Annotated in this window: 21 protein-coding genes; 13 read left to right on the top strand and 8 right to left on the bottom strand. The window is 64.7% G+C overall.

The window, feature by feature from the left end; genetic code table 11:
- The first annotated feature begins 72 nt into the window (after positions 1-72).
- Both ACSC1P_RS07055 and ACSC1P_RS07050 read left to right on the top strand, forming a co-directional pair.
- Positions 73-1,977 carry a PGF-CTERM sorting domain-containing protein gene (locus tag ACSC1P_RS07055; RefSeq protein ID WP_435359430.1) on the top strand — a complete coding sequence of 635 codons (1,905 nt, stop codon included), beginning with the start codon at positions 73-75 and terminating at the stop codon, positions 1,975-1,977.
- Positions 1,978-2,215: 238 nt separating this feature from the next.
- Complete coding sequence (locus ACSC1P_RS07050; protein WP_435359429.1) at positions 2,216-4,225, top strand: hypothetical protein; 2,010 nt, start codon at positions 2,216-2,218, stop codon at positions 4,223-4,225.
- Between the two features lie 102 nt (positions 4,226-4,327).
- Here the strand turns inward: ACSC1P_RS07050 and deoC are convergent, their stop codons facing one another.
- A complete protein-coding gene (gene deoC / locus ACSC1P_RS07045; RefSeq protein ID WP_435359428.1) occupies positions 4,328-4,972 on the bottom strand; it encodes a deoxyribose-phosphate aldolase in 645 nt (214 codons plus the stop codon).
- Positions 4,973-5,378: 406 nt separating this feature from the next.
- Here deoC and ACSC1P_RS07040 point away from each other — a divergent pair, with 406 nt between their 5' ends.
- The 4 genes from ACSC1P_RS07040 to ACSC1P_RS07025 all read left to right on the top strand — a co-directional run bounded on the left by ACSC1P_RS07040 (position 5,379) and on the right by ACSC1P_RS07025 (position 9,606).
- Positions 5,379-6,344: a ribose 1,5-bisphosphate isomerase gene (locus ACSC1P_RS07040; RefSeq protein WP_435359427.1), complete on the top strand. Its 966-nt coding sequence runs from the start codon at positions 5,379-5,381 to the stop codon at positions 6,342-6,344.
- A gap of 97 nt (positions 6,345-6,441) precedes the next feature.
- Entirely contained in the window at positions 6,442-7,386 is a 945-nt protein-coding gene (locus ACSC1P_RS07035) for a DUF63 family protein (protein ID WP_435359426.1), read from the top strand.
- A complete protein-coding gene (locus ACSC1P_RS07030) occupies positions 7,387-8,268 on the top strand; it encodes an ATP-dependent ribose-1-phosphate kinase (protein WP_435359425.1) in 882 nt (293 codons plus the stop codon).
- An 81-nt stretch (positions 8,269-8,349) separates the two neighbouring features.
- On the top strand, positions 8,350-9,606 hold the full coding sequence (locus ACSC1P_RS07025) for an outer membrane protein assembly factor BamB family protein (RefSeq protein ID WP_435359424.1): 1,257 nt from the start codon (positions 8,350-8,352) through the stop codon (positions 9,604-9,606).
- A gap of 54 nt (positions 9,607-9,660) precedes the next feature.
- Here the strand turns inward: ACSC1P_RS07025 and ACSC1P_RS07020 are convergent, their stop codons facing one another.
- On the bottom strand, positions 9,661-10,272 hold the full coding sequence (locus tag ACSC1P_RS07020; RefSeq protein ID WP_435359423.1) for an HdeD family acid-resistance protein: 612 nt from the start codon (positions 10,270-10,272) through the stop codon (positions 9,661-9,663).
- Between the two features lie 321 nt (positions 10,273-10,593).
- On the opposite strand from ACSC1P_RS07020, the gene ACSC1P_RS07015 reads away from it, so the two are divergent.
- Positions 10,594-11,325 (top strand): guanosine phosphorylase, encoded by a 732-nt coding sequence (locus tag ACSC1P_RS07015; RefSeq protein WP_435359422.1) that lies wholly within the window; start codon positions 10,594-10,596, stop codon positions 11,323-11,325.
- Between the two features lie 337 nt (positions 11,326-11,662).
- Here the strand turns inward: ACSC1P_RS07015 and ACSC1P_RS07010 are convergent, their stop codons facing one another.
- A complete protein-coding gene (locus ACSC1P_RS07010; RefSeq protein ID WP_435359421.1) occupies positions 11,663-12,406 on the bottom strand; it encodes a DUF547 domain-containing protein in 744 nt (247 codons plus the stop codon).
- A 132-nt stretch (positions 12,407-12,538) separates the two neighbouring features.
- Between ACSC1P_RS07010 and ACSC1P_RS07005 the strand changes: the two genes are divergently transcribed.
- Positions 12,539-14,098 (top strand): HPP family protein, encoded by a 1,560-nt coding sequence (locus tag ACSC1P_RS07005; RefSeq protein ID WP_435359420.1) that lies wholly within the window; start codon positions 12,539-12,541, stop codon positions 14,096-14,098.
- 92 nt (positions 14,099-14,190) lie between these two features.
- Entirely contained in the window at positions 14,191-14,598 is a 408-nt protein-coding gene (locus ACSC1P_RS07000; protein ID WP_435359419.1) for a DUF7522 family protein, read from the top strand.
- Between the two features lie 12 nt (positions 14,599-14,610).
- On the opposite strand, the gene ACSC1P_RS06995 is transcribed toward ACSC1P_RS07000, so the two are convergent.
- On the bottom strand, positions 14,611-15,798 hold the full coding sequence (locus ACSC1P_RS06995) for an NAD-binding protein (RefSeq protein ID WP_435359418.1): 1,188 nt from the start codon (positions 15,796-15,798) through the stop codon (positions 14,611-14,613).
- Between the two features lie 193 nt (positions 15,799-15,991).
- Here ACSC1P_RS06995 and ACSC1P_RS06990 point away from each other — a divergent pair, with 193 nt between their 5' ends.
- The 4 genes from ACSC1P_RS06990 (at position 15,992) to ACSC1P_RS06975 (ending at position 20,890) form a co-directional block, all read left to right on the top strand.
- Entirely contained in the window at positions 15,992-17,251 is a 1,260-nt protein-coding gene (locus ACSC1P_RS06990; RefSeq protein ID WP_435359417.1) for a potassium channel family protein, read from the top strand.
- Positions 17,248-18,480 (top strand): DUF8167 domain-containing protein, encoded by a 1,233-nt coding sequence (locus ACSC1P_RS06985; RefSeq protein WP_435359416.1) that lies wholly within the window; start codon positions 17,248-17,250, stop codon positions 18,478-18,480. The genes ACSC1P_RS06990 and ACSC1P_RS06985 overlap by 4 nt, the downstream gene beginning before the upstream one ends.
- A 290-nt stretch (positions 18,481-18,770) precedes the next feature.
- Complete coding sequence (locus tag ACSC1P_RS06980) at positions 18,771-19,052, top strand: ubiquitin-like small modifier protein 1 (protein ID WP_435359415.1); 282 nt, start codon at positions 18,771-18,773, stop codon at positions 19,050-19,052.
- Positions 19,053-19,474: 422 nt separating this feature from the next.
- On the top strand, positions 19,475-20,890 hold the full coding sequence (locus ACSC1P_RS06975) for a S8 family peptidase (protein ID WP_435359414.1): 1,416 nt from the start codon (positions 19,475-19,477) through the stop codon (positions 20,888-20,890).
- A 27-nt stretch (positions 20,891-20,917) separates the two neighbouring features.
- Here ACSC1P_RS06975 and ACSC1P_RS06970 read toward each other — a convergent pair whose 3' ends face one another.
- Genes ACSC1P_RS06970 through ACSC1P_RS06955 form a run of 4 tightly spaced genes read right to left on the bottom strand, consistent with a single transcriptional unit; the run spans position 20,918 to position 24,117 of the window.
- A complete protein-coding gene (locus ACSC1P_RS06970; RefSeq protein WP_435359413.1) occupies positions 20,918-21,802 on the bottom strand; it encodes an amino acid ABC transporter permease in 885 nt (294 codons plus the stop codon).
- The gene (locus ACSC1P_RS06965) at positions 21,799-22,557 is read right to left on the bottom strand and encodes an amino acid ABC transporter ATP-binding protein (RefSeq protein WP_435359412.1); all 759 of its coding nucleotides are present in this window, start codon (positions 22,555-22,557) and stop codon (positions 21,799-21,801) included. Before ACSC1P_RS06965 ends, ACSC1P_RS06970 begins: the two co-directional genes overlap by 4 nt.
- Positions 22,554-23,258, bottom strand: coding sequence for an amino acid ABC transporter permease (locus ACSC1P_RS06960; protein ID WP_435359411.1), 705 nt, complete (start codon positions 23,256-23,258; stop codon positions 22,554-22,556). The genes ACSC1P_RS06965 and ACSC1P_RS06960 overlap by 4 nt, the downstream gene beginning before the upstream one ends.
- A 7-nt stretch (positions 23,259-23,265) precedes the next feature.
- Positions 23,266-24,117: a transporter substrate-binding domain-containing protein gene (locus ACSC1P_RS06955; RefSeq protein ID WP_435359410.1), complete on the bottom strand. Its 852-nt coding sequence runs from the start codon at positions 24,115-24,117 to the stop codon at positions 23,266-23,268.
- Positions 24,118-24,270 lie beyond the last annotated feature (153 nt).

The following is a 24,270-nucleotide window of genomic DNA, read 5'->3' as shown; positions in this document are numbered from 1 at the left end:
ATATTGAGAGAATAATCAGATTACAGACCAGACCGGGAGAGTTATATTCCCGGAACCGAAAGACTCGCGCGAATGAGAGATAGCTTCAAATCGGCGTTCGTCCTCGCCGTCGCCGCCCTCCTCGTCGGGAGTACCGTCGGGTCCGTGGCGATGGCTGGCGGACTCGGCCAGTCCAGCGAGGACTCGGTCCAGCCGGCTGACGAAATCTACGTGCAGGAAAACGGCGATGCGATGCTGGTGTACCGCGACGACCAGTCGTCGTCGACGACCACCGGACAGTACGGTATCGACGTGTCTGAAGGGCTGCTCCACGCCTTCGTGCAGGACAACAGTTCCACGGACTCGAACGTCACTGGCAACGCGTCGTTCGTCATGGGGCCGGAGTCGCTCTCCGGCGAAGGTGACTTCCAGATGCCGACGCCCGACTCGGTGTCTGACCTGACGGTCGACGCCTCGCTCACGCAGACGAAGAAGGACGCGAAGGCGTCCGCCTCCGTCGACGCGACGTTCCAGAGCGAGTCCGGCACGGTCGGACAGGGTACCTCCATGCTCGAGTCCGTCTCCACGCAGGGGACGTTCACCTCGACCGCCTCCTCGTTCGCCACGGACGGCTCCGTGACGGCGACGTTCGAGCAGGCCCCGGCGTCGATGGCGAACCAGCACCACGAGTTCACCCTCGAAGAGACGAACGCAGGCTACACGCTCTCGATGGCGCAGAACTACGAGGTCGGCTCGTTCGGCAAGAGTTCGTGGGAGACCCGCGAAGCCGCACGCCAGTCCCTCGAAGCCCAGTTCAGCATGATCGGGCAACAGCTCGGTGGTGACGTGTCGGTGAACATCAAGTCGCACTCGTTCGACAGCGCGACCAACCGACTCGACATCGAGTACGTGGTCGAGTTCAGCGGCGTCGACGAGATGCTCTCCGAGCAGATCGCGCAGTCGCTCGCGTCCTCCCAGCAGATGGACCTCTCCCAGTCCGAAGCGGAAGACCTCGCCCAGCGCATCCAGAAGCTCGAAGTGACGAAGGTCTCTGCGACGCTCGACGTGACGGACACGGAGGCGACGGCGTCGTGGGACGTCCAGCTCGACGAGTACGACGAGGCTGCGAAGGCGATGCTCGACATCGCCGAAGCGACCGAAATGCAGGACGACGAGGCCATCACGCAGGCCCGAAAGATGTTCGAGGCACAGCAGGCGGCCGAACTCGAACAGACGGCGACCTGGAACGGTGAACTCACGTCGCCCGACGCAAACTCGGCACGCATCACGTTCGACGGCTCCTACGAGACGGAGAACTGGGGCGCGTACATCTCCGAACTCGAATCCCGTGGCATCGACGACATGGGTGAGACGACGGCCGAGTTCCACGCGAAGACGGAGAACGGCGAACTGCAGACCTCCTTCGAGGCCGAAGTGGCTCAGGAGGACATGATTCGCGAGGCAATCGACGGCATGCTGAGTTCCGCACAGGGCACGACCGGCGCGTCCGAGGACTCGCAGGCGCGGAAGGTCCTCGACGCGTTCAAGAAGTCGAACTTCGAGAAGGCACGGATGGACGTCTCCGTCCAGAAGGACAGCGTCACCTTCGAAGCCGGTGCCTCGTTCGACAACCTCTCTGCGTTCTCTGACGTGCTGAAAGACGAGTACGGCGGCATGAACGTCGCCAGCGCCTACGGCGAGGTCGAAGACGGCGAGTCGGTTACCTACGTCCGCCTGAAGGGCGCGACCGGCGAGAACCCGGCCGAGTCCGACGTCCGCGCGCTCGCGGCCGTCGACGCCGAGACGACCGTTCACCTGCCGGGCGACTGGAGTCAGGAAGAACAGGACTTCCCCGAGATGGACGCCTCCGAGGTGAAAGGCTACCTCCAGACCGACGAGGATGACGGTGGCTTCCTCGGCGGCATGCCCGGCTTCGGTGTCGGCGTCGCACTCGTCGCGCTCGTCGGCGTCTCGCTCGTCGCACTGCGGCGCGACTGAACCGGACTCTCACTGCTGTTCTCTTTCGTCTCTTCGTGGTGAGCGTCGCACCGGTCGACAGATGTATCTTCGAACCGCATCAGTCTCGGTGAGATTCAGATGCTAGCTGGGGATAATTGCGAATTACGCTGCTGCGGGCTCTCGGTTTCGTTCCGCACGACTCCTCTATTTGGAGACTCCCAAAAAGTGTCAGATTACACGCGAGTGTTATTCTGCTGTGCGGCTAACCTCTGTTGTAATGCCGTCTCAACTACGGACTGCGGTCGTACTCGCCGTCGTCGCCATGCTCGTTCTGAGTGGTGGGATGACGAGTGCGGTTGCCAGTTCTGATGACACACTTGCTACTGCAGCAGACGAGATTTTCGTGTACGACAACGGCGACGCGGTACTGCTGTACCGGATGACAGACGCCGACGCGACAGGGCAAGGAACGTTCGCAATCGACGTTCCGAGCGGCCTCGCTCACGTCTTCCTGACCGACGAGGTCGACCCCGGACTCGACGCGAACGCGGAGTTCGTCGCAGAGCCCGACTCACTCATGACCGACGGTGAGATCACGTTCCTCCAGCCCGAGGACATCGAAGCGCTCGACATGCACGCCTCGATGGTTCAGACGAGGGACGAAGCGAGCGGGTCGCTCTCACTCGATGCGACGATTCGCACGCCCGAGAGTGGGGAGATGGGTGAGATGGGTGACGTCGGTGAGGTCGGAGACGAGTCCGACACCGCCCACGCCGACACGCAGATGACCGTCACCAGTGACGGTTTCGTGGTGGTCGGTTCGTCGCTCGAAGCCGCCGGTCAGATGGTCACGACCGTCACCGGTGCCGCGACCGACGACGAGGCAGCCGACAGCTACCTCTCGATGATGCTGACTGAAACTGAGGACGCCATCGTCATCACCGTCGAGAAGAGCGCGATGCTCGAAGACTTCGAAACCACCGACTTCGAGACCGAAGAAGCGGCCCAGCAGGCGCTCGACGAGCGCTTCACCCAAGTCGCCGACTCGCTCGGTGGCACCGCCGAGGTGACCATCGACTCCTACGCGTTCGACACCGAGACGAACCGTCTCGACCTTCGCTACACTGCCACGCTGACCGACGTCAAGCCCGCTATCGCGATGGAGATCGCGAAGATGATGGCCGACGACCGTGACATGACCCTCACCGACGAGGAACTCGGCGAAGTCGCCGCCCACATCGAGACCGCTCAGCTGACGGAGATCTCCTACGTGATGGAGACGGTCGGCACCGAGACGTTCTTCGACTGGACCCTCCAGATCGACGAAATCGACTCGCTGATGGAGGCGAGCCTCACGCTCGACTCGTTCGCGCCGGACGCCGACGAAGAGGCGCTCGCAAAACAGGCCGCCATGCTGGAGGCCAAGAAGAACGCCGACCTCGCCGCCACACTGTCGTGGAGTGGTACCACGACGACCGAGGCCGAGACGACGACCGTCCAGCTCACCGCCAGCTACGAGACCGAGAACTGGACCGACTACGTCGACGAACTCGAAGCGCAGGACATCGAGTTCCGTGAGTCCACTGTGACGCTCGACGCCACGACCGACGACGAAGGGGCCATCACGGTGACCATCAGCGTCACGCTGAACCAGCGAGACGTGGTCGACTCCATCGTCGACAAGATTCTGGCTGGCGCAACCGCGATGGGACCGGGCTCGGGCGACGAGAAGCAGGGCTCGGGCGACGAGAAGCAGGGCTCGGGCGACGAGAAGCAGGGTTCGGGCGACGAGAAGCAAGCAGAGATGCTGGAGATGCTCAGAGACGCTGGCTTCGAGAAGGTGAAGATGGACGTCTCGATGGCCGAGGGGACCATCACCTTCGAAGCCGCCACGAAGTTCGAAGACCTCACGCCGCTGCAGGACCACCTCGCAGAGACGTTCGATGGCCTCGCCGTCGAGCGCATCACCGGCACGATGGCAGCGGGTCAGCAAGTCGTGTTCGTCCACGTGACGGGTGCGACCGTCGAGAACGCGACGATGGACGACGTCCTCGCCATCTCGGAAGTCGACGACCAGACCATCGTTCACCTGCCGGGAACCTGGGACGCTGAGACCGCCGGCATCCCCGAATTCGACGAAGCGTCAGTCCAGACGTTCCTCGCCGACGGGGACGAGTCACCCAGTACCGCTCCGGGCGACTTGCCCGGCACCGGCACGGGTGTTGCACTCCTCGCCGCAGGAGCAGTCCTCGGCAGCGTGCTCATCGCTCGGACTCGGAAACGCTGAGCCGCAGCGGCTGCCGAGCTGCGCTGCCCGAATCGACGAACGAACTGACGGCCCGACCCGAACGGGCCGTTCCTAGCGCTACCGCGCTACCGCACTACGGCGCTATTCTGCGTTCTGTTCGAAGTCGTCGACGATTTCGACGCCACTCGACGCACCGATACGGACCGCGCCGACGTCGAACATCGCCTTCGCGTCCGCCCACGAGCCGACGCCACCGCTGGCCTTGACGGGCAAGTATTCGCTCATGAGTGCCACGTCGTCGACTTCCGCGCCGCCGTCGGCGAAGCCGGTCGAGGTCTTCACCATCTCCGCGTCGGCGTCTTTCGCGGCCTGACAGGCGGCGTGTTTCTCCTCGTCGGTGAGCAGCGCCGTCTCGATGATGACTTTGACCGGAATCGGGACCGCGGCGACGAGTTCGGCGAGTTCGTCGCGGACCGCGTCGGTGTCGCCCATCTTGAGTCGGCCGACGTTGATGACGACGTCGAGTTCGTCAGCGCCGTCGTTCCACGCTTCGACGCCTTCACGTCGCTTGATTTCGGGGACGTGCTGGCCGTGCGGGAAGCCGACGACGGTCGCGAGTGTCACGTCCGCGGCGTACTCGGCGGCCTCTTCGACGTAGCACGCCGGGATACAGGCGTTCATGCCGTATTCGCTGGCGTCGTCGAGGACTGCTTTCACGTCGTCGAGTGTCGTCTCGGGGCCGAGGACCGTGTGGTCGATGCTGGCTGCGAGATCGTCGCGGTTCATGGCCCGGTGTTGTGTGTCGACGGTAAAATACGCCGTGTTCTCTATTCGTGTGTTCGGTGTCGGTCGCTGTTTCGGGCGTGGTTGGTGTGTTGGTGTCGGGCGTCGTCGCTGATTCAGGTGGCGACAACACGACCACGAATGCCGACGGAACATGACCGCACCGCGACCCCCGCCTTCCGCCACTACATCCCCATCCGATTCGCCAGACTCCATTGCGTTTCGTCTGGCTCATCCCTCGCGCGACTACCGCTCGTGGGCCTCACTTTGCGAGGCGACTGCGTCGCCTCGTCGTTCGGCCACACTCACGAGCGCGCGCCACGGCGGTCGTTCGACTCCCTACGTCTCCCTAATCCTCGATACTCCCGGGTCCGGGCACTTTTTGGTTGCTCCTGCGAGAGGTTCAGCTATGAGCGAACACGACGTTCACCCCGACGTGGCCGAGACGGCCGACGATATCGCCACGATGGAGATTCGTGGCGCGGCGACCATCGCCAACGCGGCCGCCGGCGCACTGGCGACACAGGCGCGCGAGAGCGACGCCGACTCGCCCGAGGCCCTCCTCACGGAACTCCGAGAAGCGGCGAAAGTGCTGTACGAGACGCGACCGACCGCGGTCAGCCTGCCGAACGCCCTCCGGTTCGTGATGGCGCACATCGACGGCGACACGGTCGAAGCGGTCCGCAAATCGGCCGTCGAGAGCGCTGCGACGTTCCAGCGCGACCTCGACCACGCGCAGGACCGACTCGGCGAGGTCGGCGCGAACCGTCTGCGCGACGGCGACACCGTGATGACGCACTGCCACTCCACGGACGCACTCTCGTGCGTGAAGGCGGCGCTCGACCAGGGCAAACACATCGAAGCAATCGTGAAGGAGACGCGCCCGCGAAAGCAGGGTCACATCACCGCAGAACAGCTGCGCGAGTGGGGCGTCCCAGTCACGCTCGTCGTCGACAGCGCGGCACGACGCTACCTCAACGACGTGGACCACGTCCTCGTCGGTGCGGACTCCATCGCCGCGGACGGGAGCGTCATCAACAAAATCGGGACCTCGGGATTGGCGGTCAACGCCCGCGACCGCGGCACGCCCGTGATGGTCGCGGCCCAGACCATCAAACTCCACCCGGACACGCTCACCGGCCACACCGTCGAAATCGAGATGCGCGACGAGACGGAAATCATCTCCGACGAGGAACGCGAGGCGATTCAGGGCGACCCAGACGGGTTCACGGTTCGAAATCCGGCGTTCGACGTGACGCCGCCGCGGTACGTCGACGCTATCGTCACTGAGCGCGGACAGTTCCCGCCGGAGAGCGTCGTCGTCCTGATGCGCGACCTGTTCGGGAGCGAGACGGACCGGCCGTGGGAAGTCTGAGCGGTCGGTTACTGGACGACTGACCCGGGTCCCCTCCTTTTCTTTTCGGCCGGACCGACCGGAACCTTCTTTCTACTCCCCATCACGATATGGGACCATGGTGCTGTCAGCAGGGGGTGCGACTCCCCTCTCGTCCACGTCTACGCTTCTCCTCCAGTCTTCGGGGGTGCTGCCAGCGGGTGCCGAAATTCCGCCGCTCATCTACGCCGTCCCACTCGTCCTCGCGTTGCTCGGGGTCGCTGCGTTCCTGTGGGCGATTCATCCACCGGTCACGGACTGGACCGCTATCGCGTTCGGGCCGTGGATGGCGACCGGTGCGGTGTTGCACGTCCTCCACCAGATGGGGGCGTATCCCGAAGCGGTCGCACCACTGTTCGGAACACTTTCGGTGTACGTGACGACGGCGACGGCCGCCGGACTGGTCTGGATCGTGATGACGTTCGCCGCCGCGGTCCGGTCCGACTTCGACGTGGACCGTGGCGTCGGTATCGTCGGCACGGGATTCGCGGTGATGTTCACCATCTTCGCCATCTTGCTCGCGGTCAACGGTGAGACGTTCACGCCGTTCTGGTCTGTCATCGGTGCGGTCGGTGCGGGTATCGTCGCCGCGGTCGCGTGGCTCCTGTTGAGCCTTCGCTACACAGAAATCGCGGCACACGTCGGCAAGACCGGCGCGTTCGTCGTCTTCGCACACACGCTCGACGGCGTGACGACCGCTATCGGATACGATATCCTCAACGCTGGCGAGCGCGTCGCACTCTCGAAGTACCTCCTCGAAGCGGGAGAGCGACTGCCGACCGCCGAGTACATCGGCGCAGGCTGGCTGTTCGTCCTCGTCAAGGTGCTCCTCGCGCTGGTCATCGTCGCGGCGTTCAAGGAGTACGTCGACGAGGAACCCCGACAGGCCAGACTGTTGCTCACGCTCGTCGCGGCGGTCGGGCTCGGGCCAGGCGTCCACAACCTCGTCCTGTTCGCGGTGTCCGAGAACGTGGCCGCCGAAACGCTCCCGTTCGCCATCGCCACGCTCGTGGGGGTGTTCTGAGTGGTGCGCGTCCTGACTGCGGGCCACGTGAACTGGGACGTGACCCTACGCGTAGACCGCCTGCCCGAACCCGACGGCGAGTCGCGCATCCACTCGCAACGCTCCTCGGGCGGCGGTAGTGCCGCGAACGTCGCCGTCGCGCTCTCGCGTCTCGCGGTCGCGACCGGCCTCATCGGCAGTCTCGGCGACGACCAGCACGGGCTGCTCGCTCGACGCGAACTGGACGGAGCCGACGTGGACACCGGCGGGCTGAAGACCGTCGAAGACGCCGAGACCGCGGTGAAGTACCTGCTCGTCGACGAAGTTGGCGAGGTCGCGGTGTTGGGCAACGACGGGGCGAACGAGGCCGTCACACCGGCCGATGTCGACGCCGAGTACGTCCGGTCGGCCGAGCACGTCCACCTGACCAGCCAGCGACCCGATACCGCGGCACGAATCGCAGAACTGGCCGCAGACGCCGGTATCACGGTGAGCTTCGACCCTGGTCGTCGCCTCGCAGACCGCGACTTCTCGGCGGCGCTGGCCGACGCCGACATCGTCTTTTTGAACGACAAGGAGGCGAAGTCGGTCATGGAGGGTGAGTACCACGAGTCTCGCTTCGCCGACCGCGTCCTCGTCATCAAGCGCGGAAGCGACGGCGCAGAGGTCTACACCCCCCGCGCGAGCTACGGACACCCCGGCTTCGGCATCGACCCTGTCGACACGACCGGTGCCGGCGACGCCTTCGCTGCGGGCTTCATCTCGGCGCTGCTCGACTCCGACGACTACGAGCGAGCGCTCGAACGTGGCAACGCCTGCGGAGCCATCACGGCGGCCGAAGAGGGCGCACGCGTCGCTCCGTCGGTGGACGACCTCGAAGCGTTCCTCGACTCGCAGTTCTAAGTCTGCTGCCTACTGGCGGCTTCCTGCCGAATTGTACCGAAAGCCAACAGGTATTTGCACCAAGAGTGTCGATTCTGTCCAATGCGACGACGGGCGTTTCTCGGTTCCACGGTGGGGTTCGGGGCCGCTGGCTGCCTCAGGCTCAACTCCAGCGATGGAACGACGACGGATGGCAACGCGGCAGTACCGAGCGAGACCAGCGGCGGCACTGACCAGGAAGCAGTGACGGACACGGAGACGGCGGCGGCCGAGGCCGGACCGACCACTGCCAACTGGCGGATGTTGCAGGCCGACGCCGCCAACACTGGCCACCATCCGGGGACGACGGGACCGAAAGACGACGTGAAGGTATCGTGGGCCCTGCCCGGTGGCCAGGGTGCTTCGTCGTGGCTGACGCCGGCCATCGTCAACGGAACGGTGTTCACTGCGAAGCGCGGCACGCAGTTGTTCGCCGTCGACTACGCGGACGGCGAGGTCCACTGGAAGCGACCGTTCGAGGGCCACCTCGTCTCGTCACCCGCCATCGAAGACGGCCGATTGTTCGTCGGCGACACCGAGGGCTATCTGTACGCCATCGACCCAGCCGATGGAACGACGGTGTGGCAGAGTAATTCGCTCGACGGACACCCGACCTCTCCGGTCCCACTCGTCAACAGTGTGTACACCGGACTGGACGACAAACTCGTCTCGCTCTCGATGGACACTGGTGGAGTCGAGTGGGAAACCGAACTACCGGGGCGCGTCTGGGCACCGGCAGCGACACCGGGCCGGGTGTTCGCGACGGCGACCGACGGCGGCCGACTCTACTCGCTCGACGCGGCGACTGGCGACGTCGAGTGGGAGTACACGACCCACACCCGGGTCTTGGAACCGCCCTGTGTCGCCGGTGACCTGGTCTACTTCGCCGGGCGCGACGGGGTCTGCCACGCAATCGACCGCACCGAGGGGACAGAGGTGTGGCGCTACGAAACCGGCGGCGGCGACCGATTCACCTACAGCGACGGCTCGCAGCGCGAAGGCACGTCCTCGCTCGCCGTCGCCGATGAAACGCTCTATCTCACACACCGACTCGACGGTGTCCATGCACTGGATGCCGCGACTGGCGAGGTGCAGTGGACCGCCGAGACGGACGCGGCCGTGACCGTCGCCCCGGTCGTCGTCGACGGCGTGGTCTACCTCGCCGACGCGAACGGGAACGTCACTGCCGTCGAAGTCGATGGCGGGAGCACGCTGTTCACGGCTGAAGCCGGGAGCAATCGCCCGGTGTTCCCGCCAGCAGTCGTCGACGGTCGCCTCTTCGTCGGCGTGGGCGACTTCGTCGCGCTCGAACCGCGCTGAAACAGAACCTCGGCGAACGATTCTCGTCTCGCCCGTCGCTGCTTCGCCCGTCGCTCAGGCGCCGCGAGGACCAGCGACCGGCGGTTCGACCTTCGACTTCGCGGTCTTTCGTGCGCCGTTGGCGACGAGGACGGCGGCGACGCCCGACGAGATGAGCCCCAGCCCGAACAGGAGACCGAGCGCCCAAGCCGCGCTGCTCGGGAATTGGAGGAACGCGAACACGGAGAGGACGACGGAGACGATACCACTCACCGCGAACAGCAGCCAGTTGTCGTCGCCGAGAATACTGAGCGCCAGGAGTAGCTCGAAGACACCGCTGAAAAAGAGGACCCCTGCCACTGCGAACGTGACCGAGACGATGCCGACCTGAGGATTCGCCATGAGAAACACCCCGGCGAGGACGAAGAACGTCCCCAAGAGCAGTTGTGAGAGAGCGCCTTTCCAGTCCCGGTGTCCGGTCGCGTGACCGATTTGAAGTACTCCACCGAGTATCAGTGCCGCCCCGAACAGCAGCGAGAGGAAGAGGCTGGTCAGGGCCGGAACGAAGACCGCAATCACCCCCAGGAGGATAGTCGAGACACCCACGATCATGAGCCCTTCCCAGTCGTCACCGAGCGTCTTCTTCAGCGGTTCTACGTATACGCCTGTGCTCTCTTTGGAACTCATCGATAACTCACCTCGCTTCGCACGCGTGGTTGTGCCGAAACCAATGCTAGGTGGTTGAAAAAGAAATCTTCCGTGGGAACGATACTGCCCAGAGACTCGTTCTGGAAACGCGTCGTTAGTTCCTCGCTGCCGATGTTCTCTCCGCTTTCACGCTCGCGCGAAGTTGAGTTCGTCGTCGGTGTCACACGGACCACGACGCCGTAATTGTCGCTGGGGTATGGTGGTATCGAACGAGTCACTCGTCGCCCCGGGGGACCGGGTCGTCCGCGGTCGCAGCGCCAGAACGGTCCTTTTTTCTCCCGCTTACGCGAAGCGCGCACCATGACACAACCGCACCTGCTTGTCGACGAGGGCGACGTACACGATATCGCGCTGATTCCGGGCGACCCGGGTCGCGTCGACCGCATCGCCGGCCACTGTGACGAGTCCGAAGTCGTCGCGGAGAACCGCGAGTACAAGGTCGTCAACGCCACCTACGAGGGCGTCGACCTGACCATCTGCTCGACCGGTATCGGCTGCCCCTCGGCGGCCATCGCCGTCGAAGAACTCTCGCGCGTCGGCGTCGAGACGTTCATCCGCGTCGGGACCACGGGCGCACTGCAGGAGTACGTCGAAATCGGTGACATGGTCGTCGCCACGGGCGCGGCCAAGAACGAAGGCACCTCGAAGCGATACGAGGCCGTCGAGTACCCCGCAGTCCCGGACTTCGACGTGATGAACGCGCTCGTCGCCGGTGCCGAAGCCAACGACGAGGACATCCACGTCGGCCCCATCGCGTCCGACGACGCTTACTACGCCGAGACCGACGAGTACGTGAACAACTGGGAGAAGGCGGGCATCCTGAGCGTCGAGATGGAAGCCGCGACCGTGTTCACCCTCGCGCGCCGGAAGGGCCTCGCCGCCGGTGCCATCTGTACCGTCGACGGGAACCTCGTGCTCGGGACCCAGAAGGGCACCGACACCGAGGACGACGAACTGCCGGAGAAGGCGAAGAACAACGTCGGCCGCGCCATCGACATCTCGCTCGAAGCCGTCCGCGAACTGAAGCAGTAAGTCGCCTCGGGCGATTTTCGGGCTCTTTTCGCTGCTCCTGCGTTTTCACAACCGCTGTGGCGCGCGCTGGTGAGTGTGCCTGAGCGATAGCGAAGGTCGCGAACTGGCATCGCGCGAGGGATGAGGACCGCAACCGAACGAAGCGAAGCGAGTGAGGTGCGGACCGGAATCGGTTGGGGAGGGTGTGGCGGCCGTCATCTGCACCAGCAGTCGTAGTTGCTTCACCAACCCAGTAGCAGAAACATCGACAGAGACGACTGAAAACGGCTAAAACGACAGAAACGACAGAAACGACAGAAACGACTGAAACGACTGAGACGACAGAAACAGACGAGACTTACGAGCGTTCGTCGGCGTACATGCCGAGCTTCATCGACCAGTCGTACGGCTTGAAGACGAGTTTCGGCCGCTTTCCGACCGGGACCACGTCGTACCGCTCCAGAAAGTCCACGGTACCCGCTTTTCCGCGGAAGTCGCCGCGGTACCACGAGAACAGCTTCGGCACCCGAACCACACCACGAGCAGTCGAGTCGTACTCGCACTCGGTCTCCAGATACGACCGCGTCGCCGTATCGAGTCCGTCGTCCAGCCCCGCAGCAGTGTACGCCGCGATAGGCGGACACGAACCCGCGCCGCAGTTGAGCGCGAAGTGGATCCGCGGGTCCGGCACCGCCACGCGATTTTCCTGCTCGAACGCGCCCGTACGCAGCCGTGGCAGGTAGCCGAGGCCAGCAGCACTCTTCGAGCGGCGCAACAGCCCGTGTTCGATGTCGTCGAGGCTCATCGTGTGGCCAGCAACCGTCACGAGGCGTTTCGAGAACAGCTTCGGCACCGGAATCAGCGTTCGATGCTCCCAGAGGTCCGGGTCGTCGCGGAGCAACAGCTGGGCGAAGCCGTTGTACAGATTGGTCCAGAACGCCGTCTTCGCCCGGTCGTCAGCGAGGTCGCGCCCGAGACGGTCGGGGTCGAGCGCGGCGAGGGCACGGCGCAGGTCCTCGGCAGTGGCGTCGTCGTCGGTTTTGACTGCGCGGAGGAACTCGACCGAAGTCTCGACGAGGTCGTCGGCGTGCTGCGTCGCCATTGCTGGCAGTTACGACCACAGTGCGATAAACCGCAGGCAACCGGTTGGTAACCCAGACCGGAGTCACAAACCCACTCCCGTCGACGTGTCCCGAACGAACTGCTTTACTGGGTGGCCTGGGTAGCCGGGGGTATGCTCGACGAGTTGCGCACCTGGTACTACGCCGCCGTCGACCGGTTGCGCCGGGCCGAGCGTCGTGAAGTCAGAGACTTCCGGCGCTGGGTCGAGGACACGAACAACCTCGTCCACCTGTCTGCGCTCCTCCTCGTCCCGTTCCTCATCGCGGTGGTCACTGCCATCGCCAACAGGGAGGACCTGCTGCCCTTCGTGCTGTTTCCACCCTTAGCGTCGGGGACGTACTCGCTGTTCGCCGACCCGGAGGGGAAGTACGCGTCGGCACCGACGTTCGTCGGTGGCCTGACCGCGGGTGCGTTCTGTGGGACGGCAGCTATCTGGGTCGCGCTCCACACCCCGTTCCACAGTCCACTCGGGTCGTCCGAGTTCATCATTTCGCCCGCGACTGCCGCAATCGCCGTCTTCCTGACCGCCGGAGTGACGTGGGCGTTTCACCTCGAACAGCCGTCGGCGTTCTCGACGGCACTGCTGGCGCTCATCGCGCCTGCCCTGAGCGAGACGACCGACTTCGTGACGTTCCTGTTCCAGTACACCGGGTCGGTGTTCGCTGCGAGCGCTATCGTCGCGGCTGTGTTTCACGTCTGGAAGCGCAACTTCTACCGACGGCGTGCTCGGTACCTCTATCAGACCACGAAGGGCGACGACCACGTGCTCGTGCCGGTCCGTGGCGACCACGTCGAGGAGACGGCGATGTTCGCCGGGCGCATCGCGGCCGCCCACGACGCCGGAAAAGTCGTCCTGCTCGACGTGGTGAGCGACGACGAGATTCAGGCCGCCGAGAGCGCCATCGCCGACGCCGAAGCGGCGGATTCGGAAGCCGCAGCTGCGGACGCCGCGGCGACTGTCACCGCAGGCACCGGCGAGTCCGTGGCCGAAACGGATGCAGCGGGCGAAGAAACCGACACCGCCACCGAAGCCGAAGAACAGGTCGCGGGACAGGCTGCGATGCGACTTGAGCGACTCGCCGGGCGCATTCGGACGAAGCTGGGTGTGCCCTGTGAAGTCGTCGTCGCCACCGAGTCGGCGAACCCGGCGAACGACGTGTTACAGACCGCACAGGAGGCGAACTGCGACCTCATCGTTACGCCGTACGAGGAGTCTCGCGGCAGTCTCTCGCCGTTCGTCAAACAACTGTTCGACGACCCACTCGACGTCATCGCGTTCCGGTCGTGTTCGGGCAACACTCGCTGGCGGCGCGCGCTCGTCGCAGTGGCGCGGGCAGGTGAGAACGCACACGCGATGCTCGACTTCGCCCAGCGCGTCACCGGCCGCGCGGGTGAGTTGAGCGTCTGCACCTGCATCGATACCGAAAGTCGTCGCTGGCAAGCCGAACAGATGTTGCACACGCTGGTCGACCCGTTCGACGCCACCTTCGAGACGCGGGTCTCGCGCACCTCGATTCGGCGCTTTCTGACCGCGAACGCGCCACAGTACGACCTCGTCGTCGTGGGCGCGAGTACGGATCGGACCGCCGCCTCGCGCTTCATCGCGCCGCCGACGTTCGAAAAGATTCGAGACGTCGAGGCTGATGTGGCCATCGTCCATCGCGGGTCCTGAGCCAGCCTGTCGTCGTCCTCGTCCTCGTCGTCTCGTCGGCCGGTCGACAGGTCCAGAGACGAACTAATCTCGTCTCGACCCCTACTGAGCACATGGTTTCCATCGCACCACCCAGAGAGGAACAGATTGTCGCTGCCTGCCGAACCGGGTTCGGTGACGTACTCCGGTCGGTCGTCTCGTTCACCCCGACAGACTGGGAAGTCCTGTACACGAGAGCGGACCTCGAAGAGGACCCAGCGTCCTTGGAAGCCCGGAAGGCACGGATGGTCGAGAACGAACGCCTCGGCTTCGATTCACAGGGGACGTACCGGTCGCTGGCGAAGCGAGACGACATCGCCGCAGCGTTCGGCACCTACTACCTGACCATCCGCGCGTTCGAACACGGCTACCTCGGCCGCGTCATCGTCGGCGACACGGGGGTGTTCGTCACGACCGACGAGATGAACATCGACGCCTTCGAGGACGTGGCGAAGACCCTGCGGTCGATTCTCGGTTCCTGAGCCGCCATCGGCTCATTCGTCCTGTTTCTCGTCTAAAATCTCCTGTGCGATCCGCTCCGTGTCTTCGCCGCTGAGTGCGGACTCGACGAGCAGGTGCCCGCCGATACTGGCCGGCGAGATGACGGTGTCCGCGCCCGCTCGCTTGAGTTTGGGGACGTTCTCTGCGTCGGTCGCAGCAGCGACGATGCGGATGTCCGGTCGGAGTTGTCGCGCCGTCAGCACGGAGAGTGCGTCTTCGGCGTCGTTGTTCGTGGCGACGACGACTGCGGTCGCGTCGGCGAGTTGCGCTCGATTCAAGGGTTCTTCGTCGCTCGGGTCCGCGGTGATGACGCTCATCCCGCGTTCGGAGAGTTCGCTCGCCCGGTTCGGGTCGGGCGTGATGACGACGAACGGGACTTCGCTGTCGGTGAGTTCGGTCAGTATCGGTTCGGTCAGGTCCCCGTAGCCGAGGACGATGACGTGGTTTTCTAAGAGTTCGAGCTGTGATTCTGTCATTCTACCGAGTGCTTTGGCGAAGCGTGCTTCGATGAGTGGGGTGAACAGCGAGGCGAGTGCGACCGCGAAACTCGCGGTGCCGAGGACGACGACCGAAATGGCGAAGAGTTGGCCCGAAACCGTGTCCGGACTCGGTGTCACGTCGCCATAGCCGACCGTACTCGCCGTCACGATAGTGAAGTAAAAGGCGTCGAGCAGTGCCTCCGAGCTACCGTCGGACGCGATGCTGGGGAACTCCTCGCGGAGCGTATACCCGCCGACGGTACCGTACAGTTGGACGCCGATGAGCGAGAGGCCCGCTGCCTTCTGAGTCGACGAAAGTGCCACCTCTCGGTCGAACCGACGACGGTTCCACAGGAGCGCCGGCATCGACAGCAGCGAGAGTGCGACGAGTGGGTACGAGTACGGACTCGCCTGAACGAGTCCCTGTGCGGCCGTCACCGGCAACAACACCAGTGCCGAATACCACGCGAATCGCAGACCGCGTTTGAGACCGTACGCGCTGACGAGCATGACGAAGCCGGTCAGCGCACCGGTGAAGCCGGCTGTCTGTTGGACCGAAACCGGGACGTACGCACTCAACACCCCGGTCGTCGTCTCCGCAGAGCCGATGGCCGTGATACCGGTCACGATGGAGAGTAAAGCCACCGCTGTCGTCAGGACGAACGGGGCACGCGCACCGACGAGTCGTCGCGGCGACTCCATATCGCGGTACTCGGGCGCCATCGTGGATAAACTATGCGTCACGTCTGCGGTGCATCACTACCTCGTGGCGGGTGTCATCGAGCGCGGTCGTGGGCCGGGGGAAGACGTCGTGGGTCGCAGGAAGCCGTCGTGACCCTCGAGTGTCCGCGACGTGTGGGGATACTGGTTTGTAGGTCGTCGCCAATGAACCACTATGGCGTCACTACCGGCCGAAGTTCTCCTCGGCCTCTATCTCGGGCTGCTCGCCGGTATCATCCCGGCACTCGTCTCTGGGACACTGGGCTTCGTGTTCAAGTACTTCACCGGGGTCACACTCCCCGGGCTCGGTGTCGTCGTGTTGGCGACGGCAGTCGCGGGGGTCAACGGCGGGCTGATGGGGCTGCTCGAAGAGAACATCAAACACTCACCACGGCTCCTGATGGCGACCATCGTCGTGATGATGCTCGCGCTGTGGGCGCACAATCAGGGCGACAAATTGGGCGCGAACATGCCGCGGCGGTTCTCGCTTTCGGGCATCAGGAAACGGACGCTCTCAGCCGACGTAGTCGACTTCGTCGGTGGCGTCGGCAAGGTCACACTGCGGCCGACCGGTCCGGTCCGGGACATGGAGGGCTACCCGCCGCTTCCGGCCGACCTCCGGACGACAATCGCCACCGGGTCGTGGCAACTCCCGGCCGACCTCCCGCTCTCCGAACTGGAGACGCGCCTCGTCGAGCGACTCAAGACGGAGTACGACCTCGCCGACGCGGCCGTCTCGCTGGACTCACAGGGGCGTGCGAGCATCACTGCCGCACCACCTGCCAGTGGTCTCTCACGGCGGATCCCGACCGGCCAGCGCGCCGTCTCGGTGCAGGCGCTCGTCCCGACCGGCTGCGCTCGGGGCGACGACCTCACGCTCCGGACGTCCGACCGGACCATCGAGGGGACACTCCTCAGCGCCGATTCCAGCGGGGATACGCCAGCCAAAGCCACCGAGGTGGCCGAGGCGAAAGCGGCAGAAACTGACGGTGGAACCGACGAAAGCCCCCCGCCAGCGGTGCCGACTGCACCGACGACGACCGGTGGCGACGGCCGCGTCACCGTCGCCGTTCCGCGGACAGCCGCCGACACGTTGCTCGGGGCCGACCGGGCACGAGTCACGGTTCGGTCGCGCGGAACCCGCCGTGAGTTCGAACTCGTCTCGCTGCTCCGGCGGTCTGGGAAACGCTTCCGGAAGGTGTCGGTTCGGGCCGAAGGACCACTCGACGGCACGACACTGGGCGCGGCGAGTGTCCGCGACACCTACGACGTAGCGGTGTTGGCAGTCAGACATCCGCCGACCGAGGCCTCGGCCGATGCGCCTCGGCGCTGGGTGTTCGCACCGAGTGGGACGACCGAACTCAGTGCTAGTGACGAACTGTTCGCGGTCGGCCGCAGACAGGCACTCGACGACTTCGCGGGGGCTGTCGCATGAACGCGGCTGAACTCGCCGCACAGGCTGGCTTCGTCGCACAGGTCGTCTGGCCCGCCGTCGGTGTCACGACCGCCGAGGTCGTCGCCGCCGTCGTCACCGTACTCGGCTACGCCCTGCTCGCGGCCGCTGCCGCCGCCACGGTCGCCGTCGTCTACCGCTGGTACAGCCGCGAGCAGGTGCCCGAGGGCGTGGCGATCCTCGTCGGCCTCGCGGCCGTTGCCCTCGTGTTGAACGCCGACCAGGCGTTACAGAACGGCATCACCGGTGCGAACGAGGAAGCCACTGTCTCTCTCACCTCGGCGGTCACGACGGTCGCCTCTATCATCGCCAGTGCCATCGGGGCCGGACTCGGACGGCGGTTCGGTGACAGTATCGCGGCGAACGCCTTCGCCGTCACCGGTGCGGCCAAACTCGACCGAGAGGTGTCCCAACTCGTGCAGGCGGTGGGCCGCGTGGTCACCGTCACGCTCCCCGAGGACATCGAAGAAATCGACGGCTACGACCCGGTCGACCCCGAAACGAAGGCCGACCTCGCCGAGACAACGTTCGTCTTCCCGCGGCGCATCACCGTCGCGGAGTTGCGAGACCGCGTCGTCACCCGCCTCAAGGACGACTACGGCGTCGGCCACGTCGACGTGGACATCGCCGAAGACGGCACGGTGGAGTACCTCGCGGTCGGCTCGCGGGCGGCCGGGCTTGGACCGACGCTCGCGCCCGGAACGGTCGCCACCGCGGTCCAGGCCGACCCGGCCGACGCGGCCAGTCCTGGCGACGCGGTGCAAGTCGTCGAACGAACCGAGGACGGCCTCACCCGTCACGCGACGGCCGAACTCCGTGCGACCAAGGACGACGTGGTGACGCTCGCGCTCGACGAGACCGACGCGGAACTGCTCTCGGACACGACCGAGTACCGTCTGGTCACGCTCCCGGCCGAAGCCAGCACCGACCGCGAGTTCGCCTCGCTGCTCCGGGCCGCCGACGAAACGATGGGCGCGGTCGCCGTCGACGATGGGTCGCCGCTCGTCGGTCTCACCGTCGGTGCGCTCGACGTGACCGTGGCTGCAGTTCGGTCGCCCGATGGGACCGTCACTGCTCTTCCACCACGCCAGACGACTGTCGAGGCTGGGGCGACGATCTACGTCATCGCCCGCCCCGACGAACTCCGGGCGTTCGAAGCGGCCGCCAAAGACGAGGCCGGTACGGAAGCCATCGCCTCGGAGAACGTCTAAAGACGACACGAACACTCTGGCGCGCGCTTTCGAGTGTGCCTGCGCCCTCGGCGCAGGCCACGAGGCGTTGTCGCGCGAGGTCGTCGTAAGCGTGCGAACGACTGCAAGTGAGAGTGCGCTCTCACGAGTGACGAATCGGATGGGGAGGTAGTGGCTGCGGTCGTGTTCCGTCGGTATTCGTGAACCTGTTCTCGAAGCGACCACTGAACCCAATTGCGAGAGGGCACAAATCTCCCGACGACCAGCACAACAGCACAACTCCTTTGCTCCCCGAGACCCGCGCTTTCGGTATGTACTGGAAGCTGTTCGCCGACCTCGCCGAACTCGCCGGTTCGAAAGAGGTCTCGGTCACGGTCGACGCCGCCGACCCGACCGTCGGCGACGCGCTCTTCGCCCTGTTCGACGCCCACCCCGCGCTCAGAGACCGCGTGCTGGACGACGACGGCGACCTCGAACCGCAGTTCAACCTGCTCGTCAACGGCGAGACCGTGCTGGTCGACGGGGCCGGTCTCGACGAACCCGTCACAGAAGGCGACGAACTGGCGCTGTTCCCGCCGGTCAGCGGTGGGTGACGACGGCGGCCGACGCGTCTGCTGCGAAGATTTCCACACGTAGACGAGCGATGTCTCTCTTCGTCCGGGCGGCCTGACGATACCACTGCACCGGTCAGAACCGACCCGGCAAATTTGGGTCTCCGTGTCAGTCCGTCAGCGCAGGTTTTCGAGTCGGTGAGTGGGCGCGCGCCTGACCGCGACGACGACTGTCTCGTCGCAGTCGCTCGGGACGCCGCGCCCAAAATAACATAAAGAAAACGTCATGTTGTCCAGTAGCGGCAAGAAACGGTTATAACTGCTGCTTACTTCGCTGTTACAGCGCCACTAATCGACGATTACGGTTTCACTACTGTACCGATTCCGCCTACGTTTTCGACGTTCCGAAGAAATTCAGCGTGAAAAAAGAAAATATTAAGTCATCCCGACCCTCGGATGGTGCCATGGTGCGACACAGCAGACGTGACGTTCTCAAGCTCAGTGGTGGACTACTCGGCGGCATTGCAGTTGGCGCTACGGTGACGGTTGCGGCGTCGACAGAACGCTTCATCGTCAGCGAGAAGAAGCTCAAACGAGGGGACCTCGACGGCCTCTCCATCGTGCACGAGATGGACCCCGTCGACTTCGTCGTCGTCGAAGGAACGGAGTCCGCGGTACAGGACCTCGGCGTCGACTACGCGCCGGACATGTCGATGCAGCTCGAACTCCCCGGCGAGCGCCAGGACGTGGAGCCGTCGATGGCCGACGAGCCACTGTACGGACTCCAGTGGGACAAACAGGTACAGGACGTGAGCACGTGCCACGAGACGACACGTGGTGAGGGTGCACGTGTCGCAATCATCGACAGCGGTGTCGCGGCGGGCCACCCAGACCTCCAGCACGCGGTGAACACCGACCTTTCGCAGAACTTCACCGGTGACGGCTACGGTGCGGGTGTTCCCGCGGGCGGCTACCACGGTACCCACGTCGCGGGCATCGTCGCCGCGAACGACCAGAACGAGGTTGGGGTCGCCGGCACGGCGCCTGGTTCCGAACTCGTCGACTGCCGCGTCTTCTCGCAGGGTCCCGGTGCGAGTTTCGCCGACATCTTCGCCGCGGTCGTCTACGCAGCCGAGATCAACTGCGACGTCGCCAACATGAGTATCGGGGCGTACCCCGTCTCGCGCAAGGGCTTCGGCTCGTTCTACGGCAAGGTTATGAACTCCATCATGAGCTACGCCCGCCGACAGGGAACGCTCGTCGTCGTCTCCGCCGGCAACGACGCCGCCGACCTCCAGCACGACGGCCGCATCTGCGTCGAGGACGAGGAGACCGGCGAAGTCGAGTGCTTCCCGGCTATCAGCGTGCCGAACGAGGCGTCGAACGTGATGAGCATCTCCGCGACCGGGCCCGTTGGCTTCGGCCGAGGCGGGGACGGGATGGAAGAGCCCACGACGACGCCCGCCATCTACACGAACTACGGCACCAACGCCATCGACGTGAGTGCGCCCGGCGGCAACTACGACCCCACCATCATCCCCGACGACGACGAAGTACTCGAACCGGGTGAAGACCCCCTCTGGTACTACGACCTCGTCCTCAACACCGTCGCACTCCCGGTGTTCGAGAACATGCCCGAGGAGGAGCCCCCGAGTGGCGAGTACTTGGGTGCCCAGTACACCTACAGCTGGGTCGCTGGCACCTCGATGGCCGCACCGCAGGTCGCCGGTGCAGCCGCACTCGTCGCCAGCCTGATGGACAGTCAGCACGCGAACAAGGTCCGGAACACGCTCCGTCGCACTGCGGTCGACGTGGGTGAAAAGGAGTATCACGGCGCGGGCTTCCTCGACCCCGTTGCGGCGGTCGAAGACGTGAAGTAATCTGGAACAGGAATCGGTGGCGGCCGGTTATCGGCCTTCGACCTGCCCCAGACCCGGAATCGCGACGCTTCTTTCGTAGTAGCTCATCAGTTTCGTCGCCGTCAGCACGAGGCCGATGTACATGATGGCGACGACGGTGAACATCGCCGTGTAGCGGAACGTGTCCGAGGCGATGGCGTCCGCCTCCTGAAACAGTTCGGTGACGGTGATGAATGTCGCCAGCGACGAGTACTTGATGAGGTAGACGAGTTCGTTCGTCCAGCCGGGAATCCCGTAGCGAAGCGTCTGTGGCAGGACGACGTGGCGGATACCCTGTCGCTGGGTCAGCCCCACCGACCGAGCCGCGGTCAACTGGTTGGGGTCGACGCTCTCGATGGCGGCCCGAATGTACTCCGCCTGATACGCCGCACTCGAAATCGTGAAGCCGACGATGGCGACCCAGAGCGCGGGGTCCAATTGGATAGGACCGAGCGAGGCGACGCCGCGGAAGTACTGCGACATGTTCAGCCCGTAGTACAGCACGTACAGCTGGGCGATGAGCGGCGTCCCGCGGATCAACTCGGTGAACCCGAGCGAGACGTACTTGCTCCCGCGACCGTACACCCGCGTCACCGCCAGTGGCACTGCGATGACGAGGCCGAGTGCCATGCTGACCACCGTGATGACGATGGTGATGTACGCACCCTCGGCCAGACTCGGGAGCGCGCCGGCCGCGACGGCCCAGCCCTCGGTGAGGCCGAGACTCGCCGGGTCGACGAGCGGTTCGCCCGGTTCGCCGATGGGGAGCCAACCCCACTGGATGAGCCAGCGAAGCACGAGGTAGCCCCAGAACACGACCCCGGCGGCGACCAGTATGCCCGAGCCGACGGACACGTCGTCGAAGCGGTTTCGGGTCGCTTCCGTGGTGCTCACGGGACGCCACCACCGTGCATGCTCGTGATGCGTTCGAGGAACTGCCGGGTTCTCGGCTGCTCCGGCGACTCGAACAGTTGCTTCGGCGGGCCGCGCTCGACCAGTTTCCCGTCCGCGAGGAACATCATCCGCGAGGCTGCCTCGCGGGCGAAGCCCATCTCGTGGGTGACGACGAGCATCGTCATGCCTTCCTCGGCGAGGTCACGCATGACCGCGGTGACCTCCCCGACGAGTTCGGGGTCGAGCGCACTGGTCGGCTCGTCGAACAGTAGGAGTTTCGGGTCCATCGCCAGCGCGCGGGCGATGCCGACGCGCTGCTTCTGTCCTCCGGAGAGTTCTGCCGGGTACGACCCAGCCTGGTCGGCGAGGCCGACCCGTTCGAGGTGTTCCATCGCCTGTTCACGGGCGGTGGCCTTCTCGACGCCCTTGACCCGGCGCAGGCCGAGTGTGATGTTCTGGGCCGCGGTCAGGTGGGCGAACAGGTTGAAGTCCTGAAACACCATCCCGACCTGTTTCCGTAACTCGTTCACGTCGGTGCCCGGTCCCGACACCTGCTCGCCGTCGAGATAGATGGTGCCGGAGTCGATTTCGGTCAGCCGGTTCACGCAGCGAAGCAGGGTGGACTTGCCAGAGCCACTCGGCCCGGCCAGCACCTCCACGTCGCCTTTGTCCAGTTCGAAGCTGATGCCGTTCAGTACCTCCTCCTCGCCGTAGCTCTTGTGCACGTCTTCGACGCGCAGTAGTGGGTCACTCATGCGTTCTCACCCGTGGGGATGCCGAAGTGGTCGCCAGCGTAGTCCAGTCCGCGGTTCGTCACGAAGGTCAACACGAAGTAGATGGCACTGGCCGCGATGATGAGTTCCAGCGCCGCGTCGGTTCGCCCGCTCTGTAAGAACAGGTCCTCGGTGACGCCGAGCAGTTCGGTGACGCCGAGGATGATGGCGATACTCGTGTCCTTCAAGACGATGGTGAACTCGTTCTGGAAGCCCGGAATCGACCGCCTGAGTGCCTGTGGCACGATGACGTGGCGAATCGCCTGGAACTTCGACATGCCGACCGCGCGGGCGGCCTCCATCTGGCCCTCGCTCACGTTTCTGAGCGCCCCGCGGAAAATCTGGGCCTGATACGCGCCGCTTCGCAGGCCGAGTGCGATGATGGCTGCGAGGACGGCGTCGTTCGACACCGAGAACACGTAGTACATGAAGATGAGGATGACCAGTATCGGCACCGCCCGGAGGACGACGCCGGCGGCTGCCACCGGTCGCTTCAGCCACGGGTTCCCGTACACCTCGACGATGCCCGCGGGCAGGCCCACGGCGAAGCCGAGGAGGATGGAGAAGGCCGTCAGTTTCACCGTCAGTACCGCCCCGTCGAGCAACACGTCCCAGTTGTCGAAGACGTAGGCCCAGTCGCTACTCTGCAGCGGGGCGGTCGACGGGACGAGTTCGAGGCTCATCGCTCGACTACTGGAACCACTTCTTGGTCAGTTCTTCGTACGTGCCGTCGTCCTTGACCGTCTGGAGTCCGCCGTTGAGGGCCTCCTGCAGGTCGTCGTCGTCGGTCCGGACGCCGAAGCCGTACTGCTCGCCCGTCTCGTGGGTGAACGAGACTTCCACGTCGCGCTCGCCGGCGAACGAAGCGGCGACCGGTTCGTCGAGGATGACCGCGTCGACGTTGCCGTTTTCGAGGTCGGTGACCGCGAGGACGTAGGTGTCGTACGCCTTGTAGTTCGACTCCTTCATCGTCCCGTCCTCGATGAGGCCCTTGATGACGCCCTCACCGGTCGTCCCCTTCTGGGAGCCGACGACGTTGCCCGGCAGGTCTTCGAGCGACCCCGGCTGGAAGTCACTGCCAGCTTTGACGAGGACGGACTGGTTCGCGCTGTAGTACGGGTCAGAGAAGTCGATGGTGTTGTCGCGCTTGTCCGTAATGGTCATCGCCGCGGCGATGACGTCGATCTTGTTCGTCGTCAGTGACGGGATGAGCGAGTCGAACGAGTCGAGGTCGCTCCACTTCTCCAGCGTGTAGCCCTCAGAGGCCTCGACGACGGCTTCGAGCAGGTCGATGTCGAAGCCCTGCAGCTCGCCGTCTTTCTTCAGTTCGAACGGGGGGAAGCCAGAGGCCGTCCCGGCGATGATCGACTGCTGTTCGCTGCCACCGTCGGTTCCGGTCTCGTTCTCTTCGTTGTCGCCGTCCTCGCCTTCGGTGTCGCCGTCACCCTCACCGCCGCCACCGCCCGACGAGTCGAGACAGCCAGCCAGTGTCAATCCTGCGAGTGCTGCACCACTGCCTTTCAGATAGTCACGTCTGTCCATACCAGCCACCTTGTAGCCGCGATATAAAACGGTTCCTCGATAGCGGAGGAATTTACCAACGGAAATCGACGGAGCGGGCCAGTTTACGGCGTATTTGTCTTCAATTCTGACCAGTCACCGAACAGAAGTCCAGAAATTCTGAAACTCCGTTTA

The sequence above is a fragment of the Haloarchaeobius caseinilyticus genome (assembly GCF_051207395.1).
Classification (GTDB): domain Archaea; phylum Halobacteriota; class Halobacteria; order Halobacteriales; family Natrialbaceae; genus Haloarchaeobius.
This window is presented reverse-complemented; position numbering and strand designations above follow the sequence as displayed.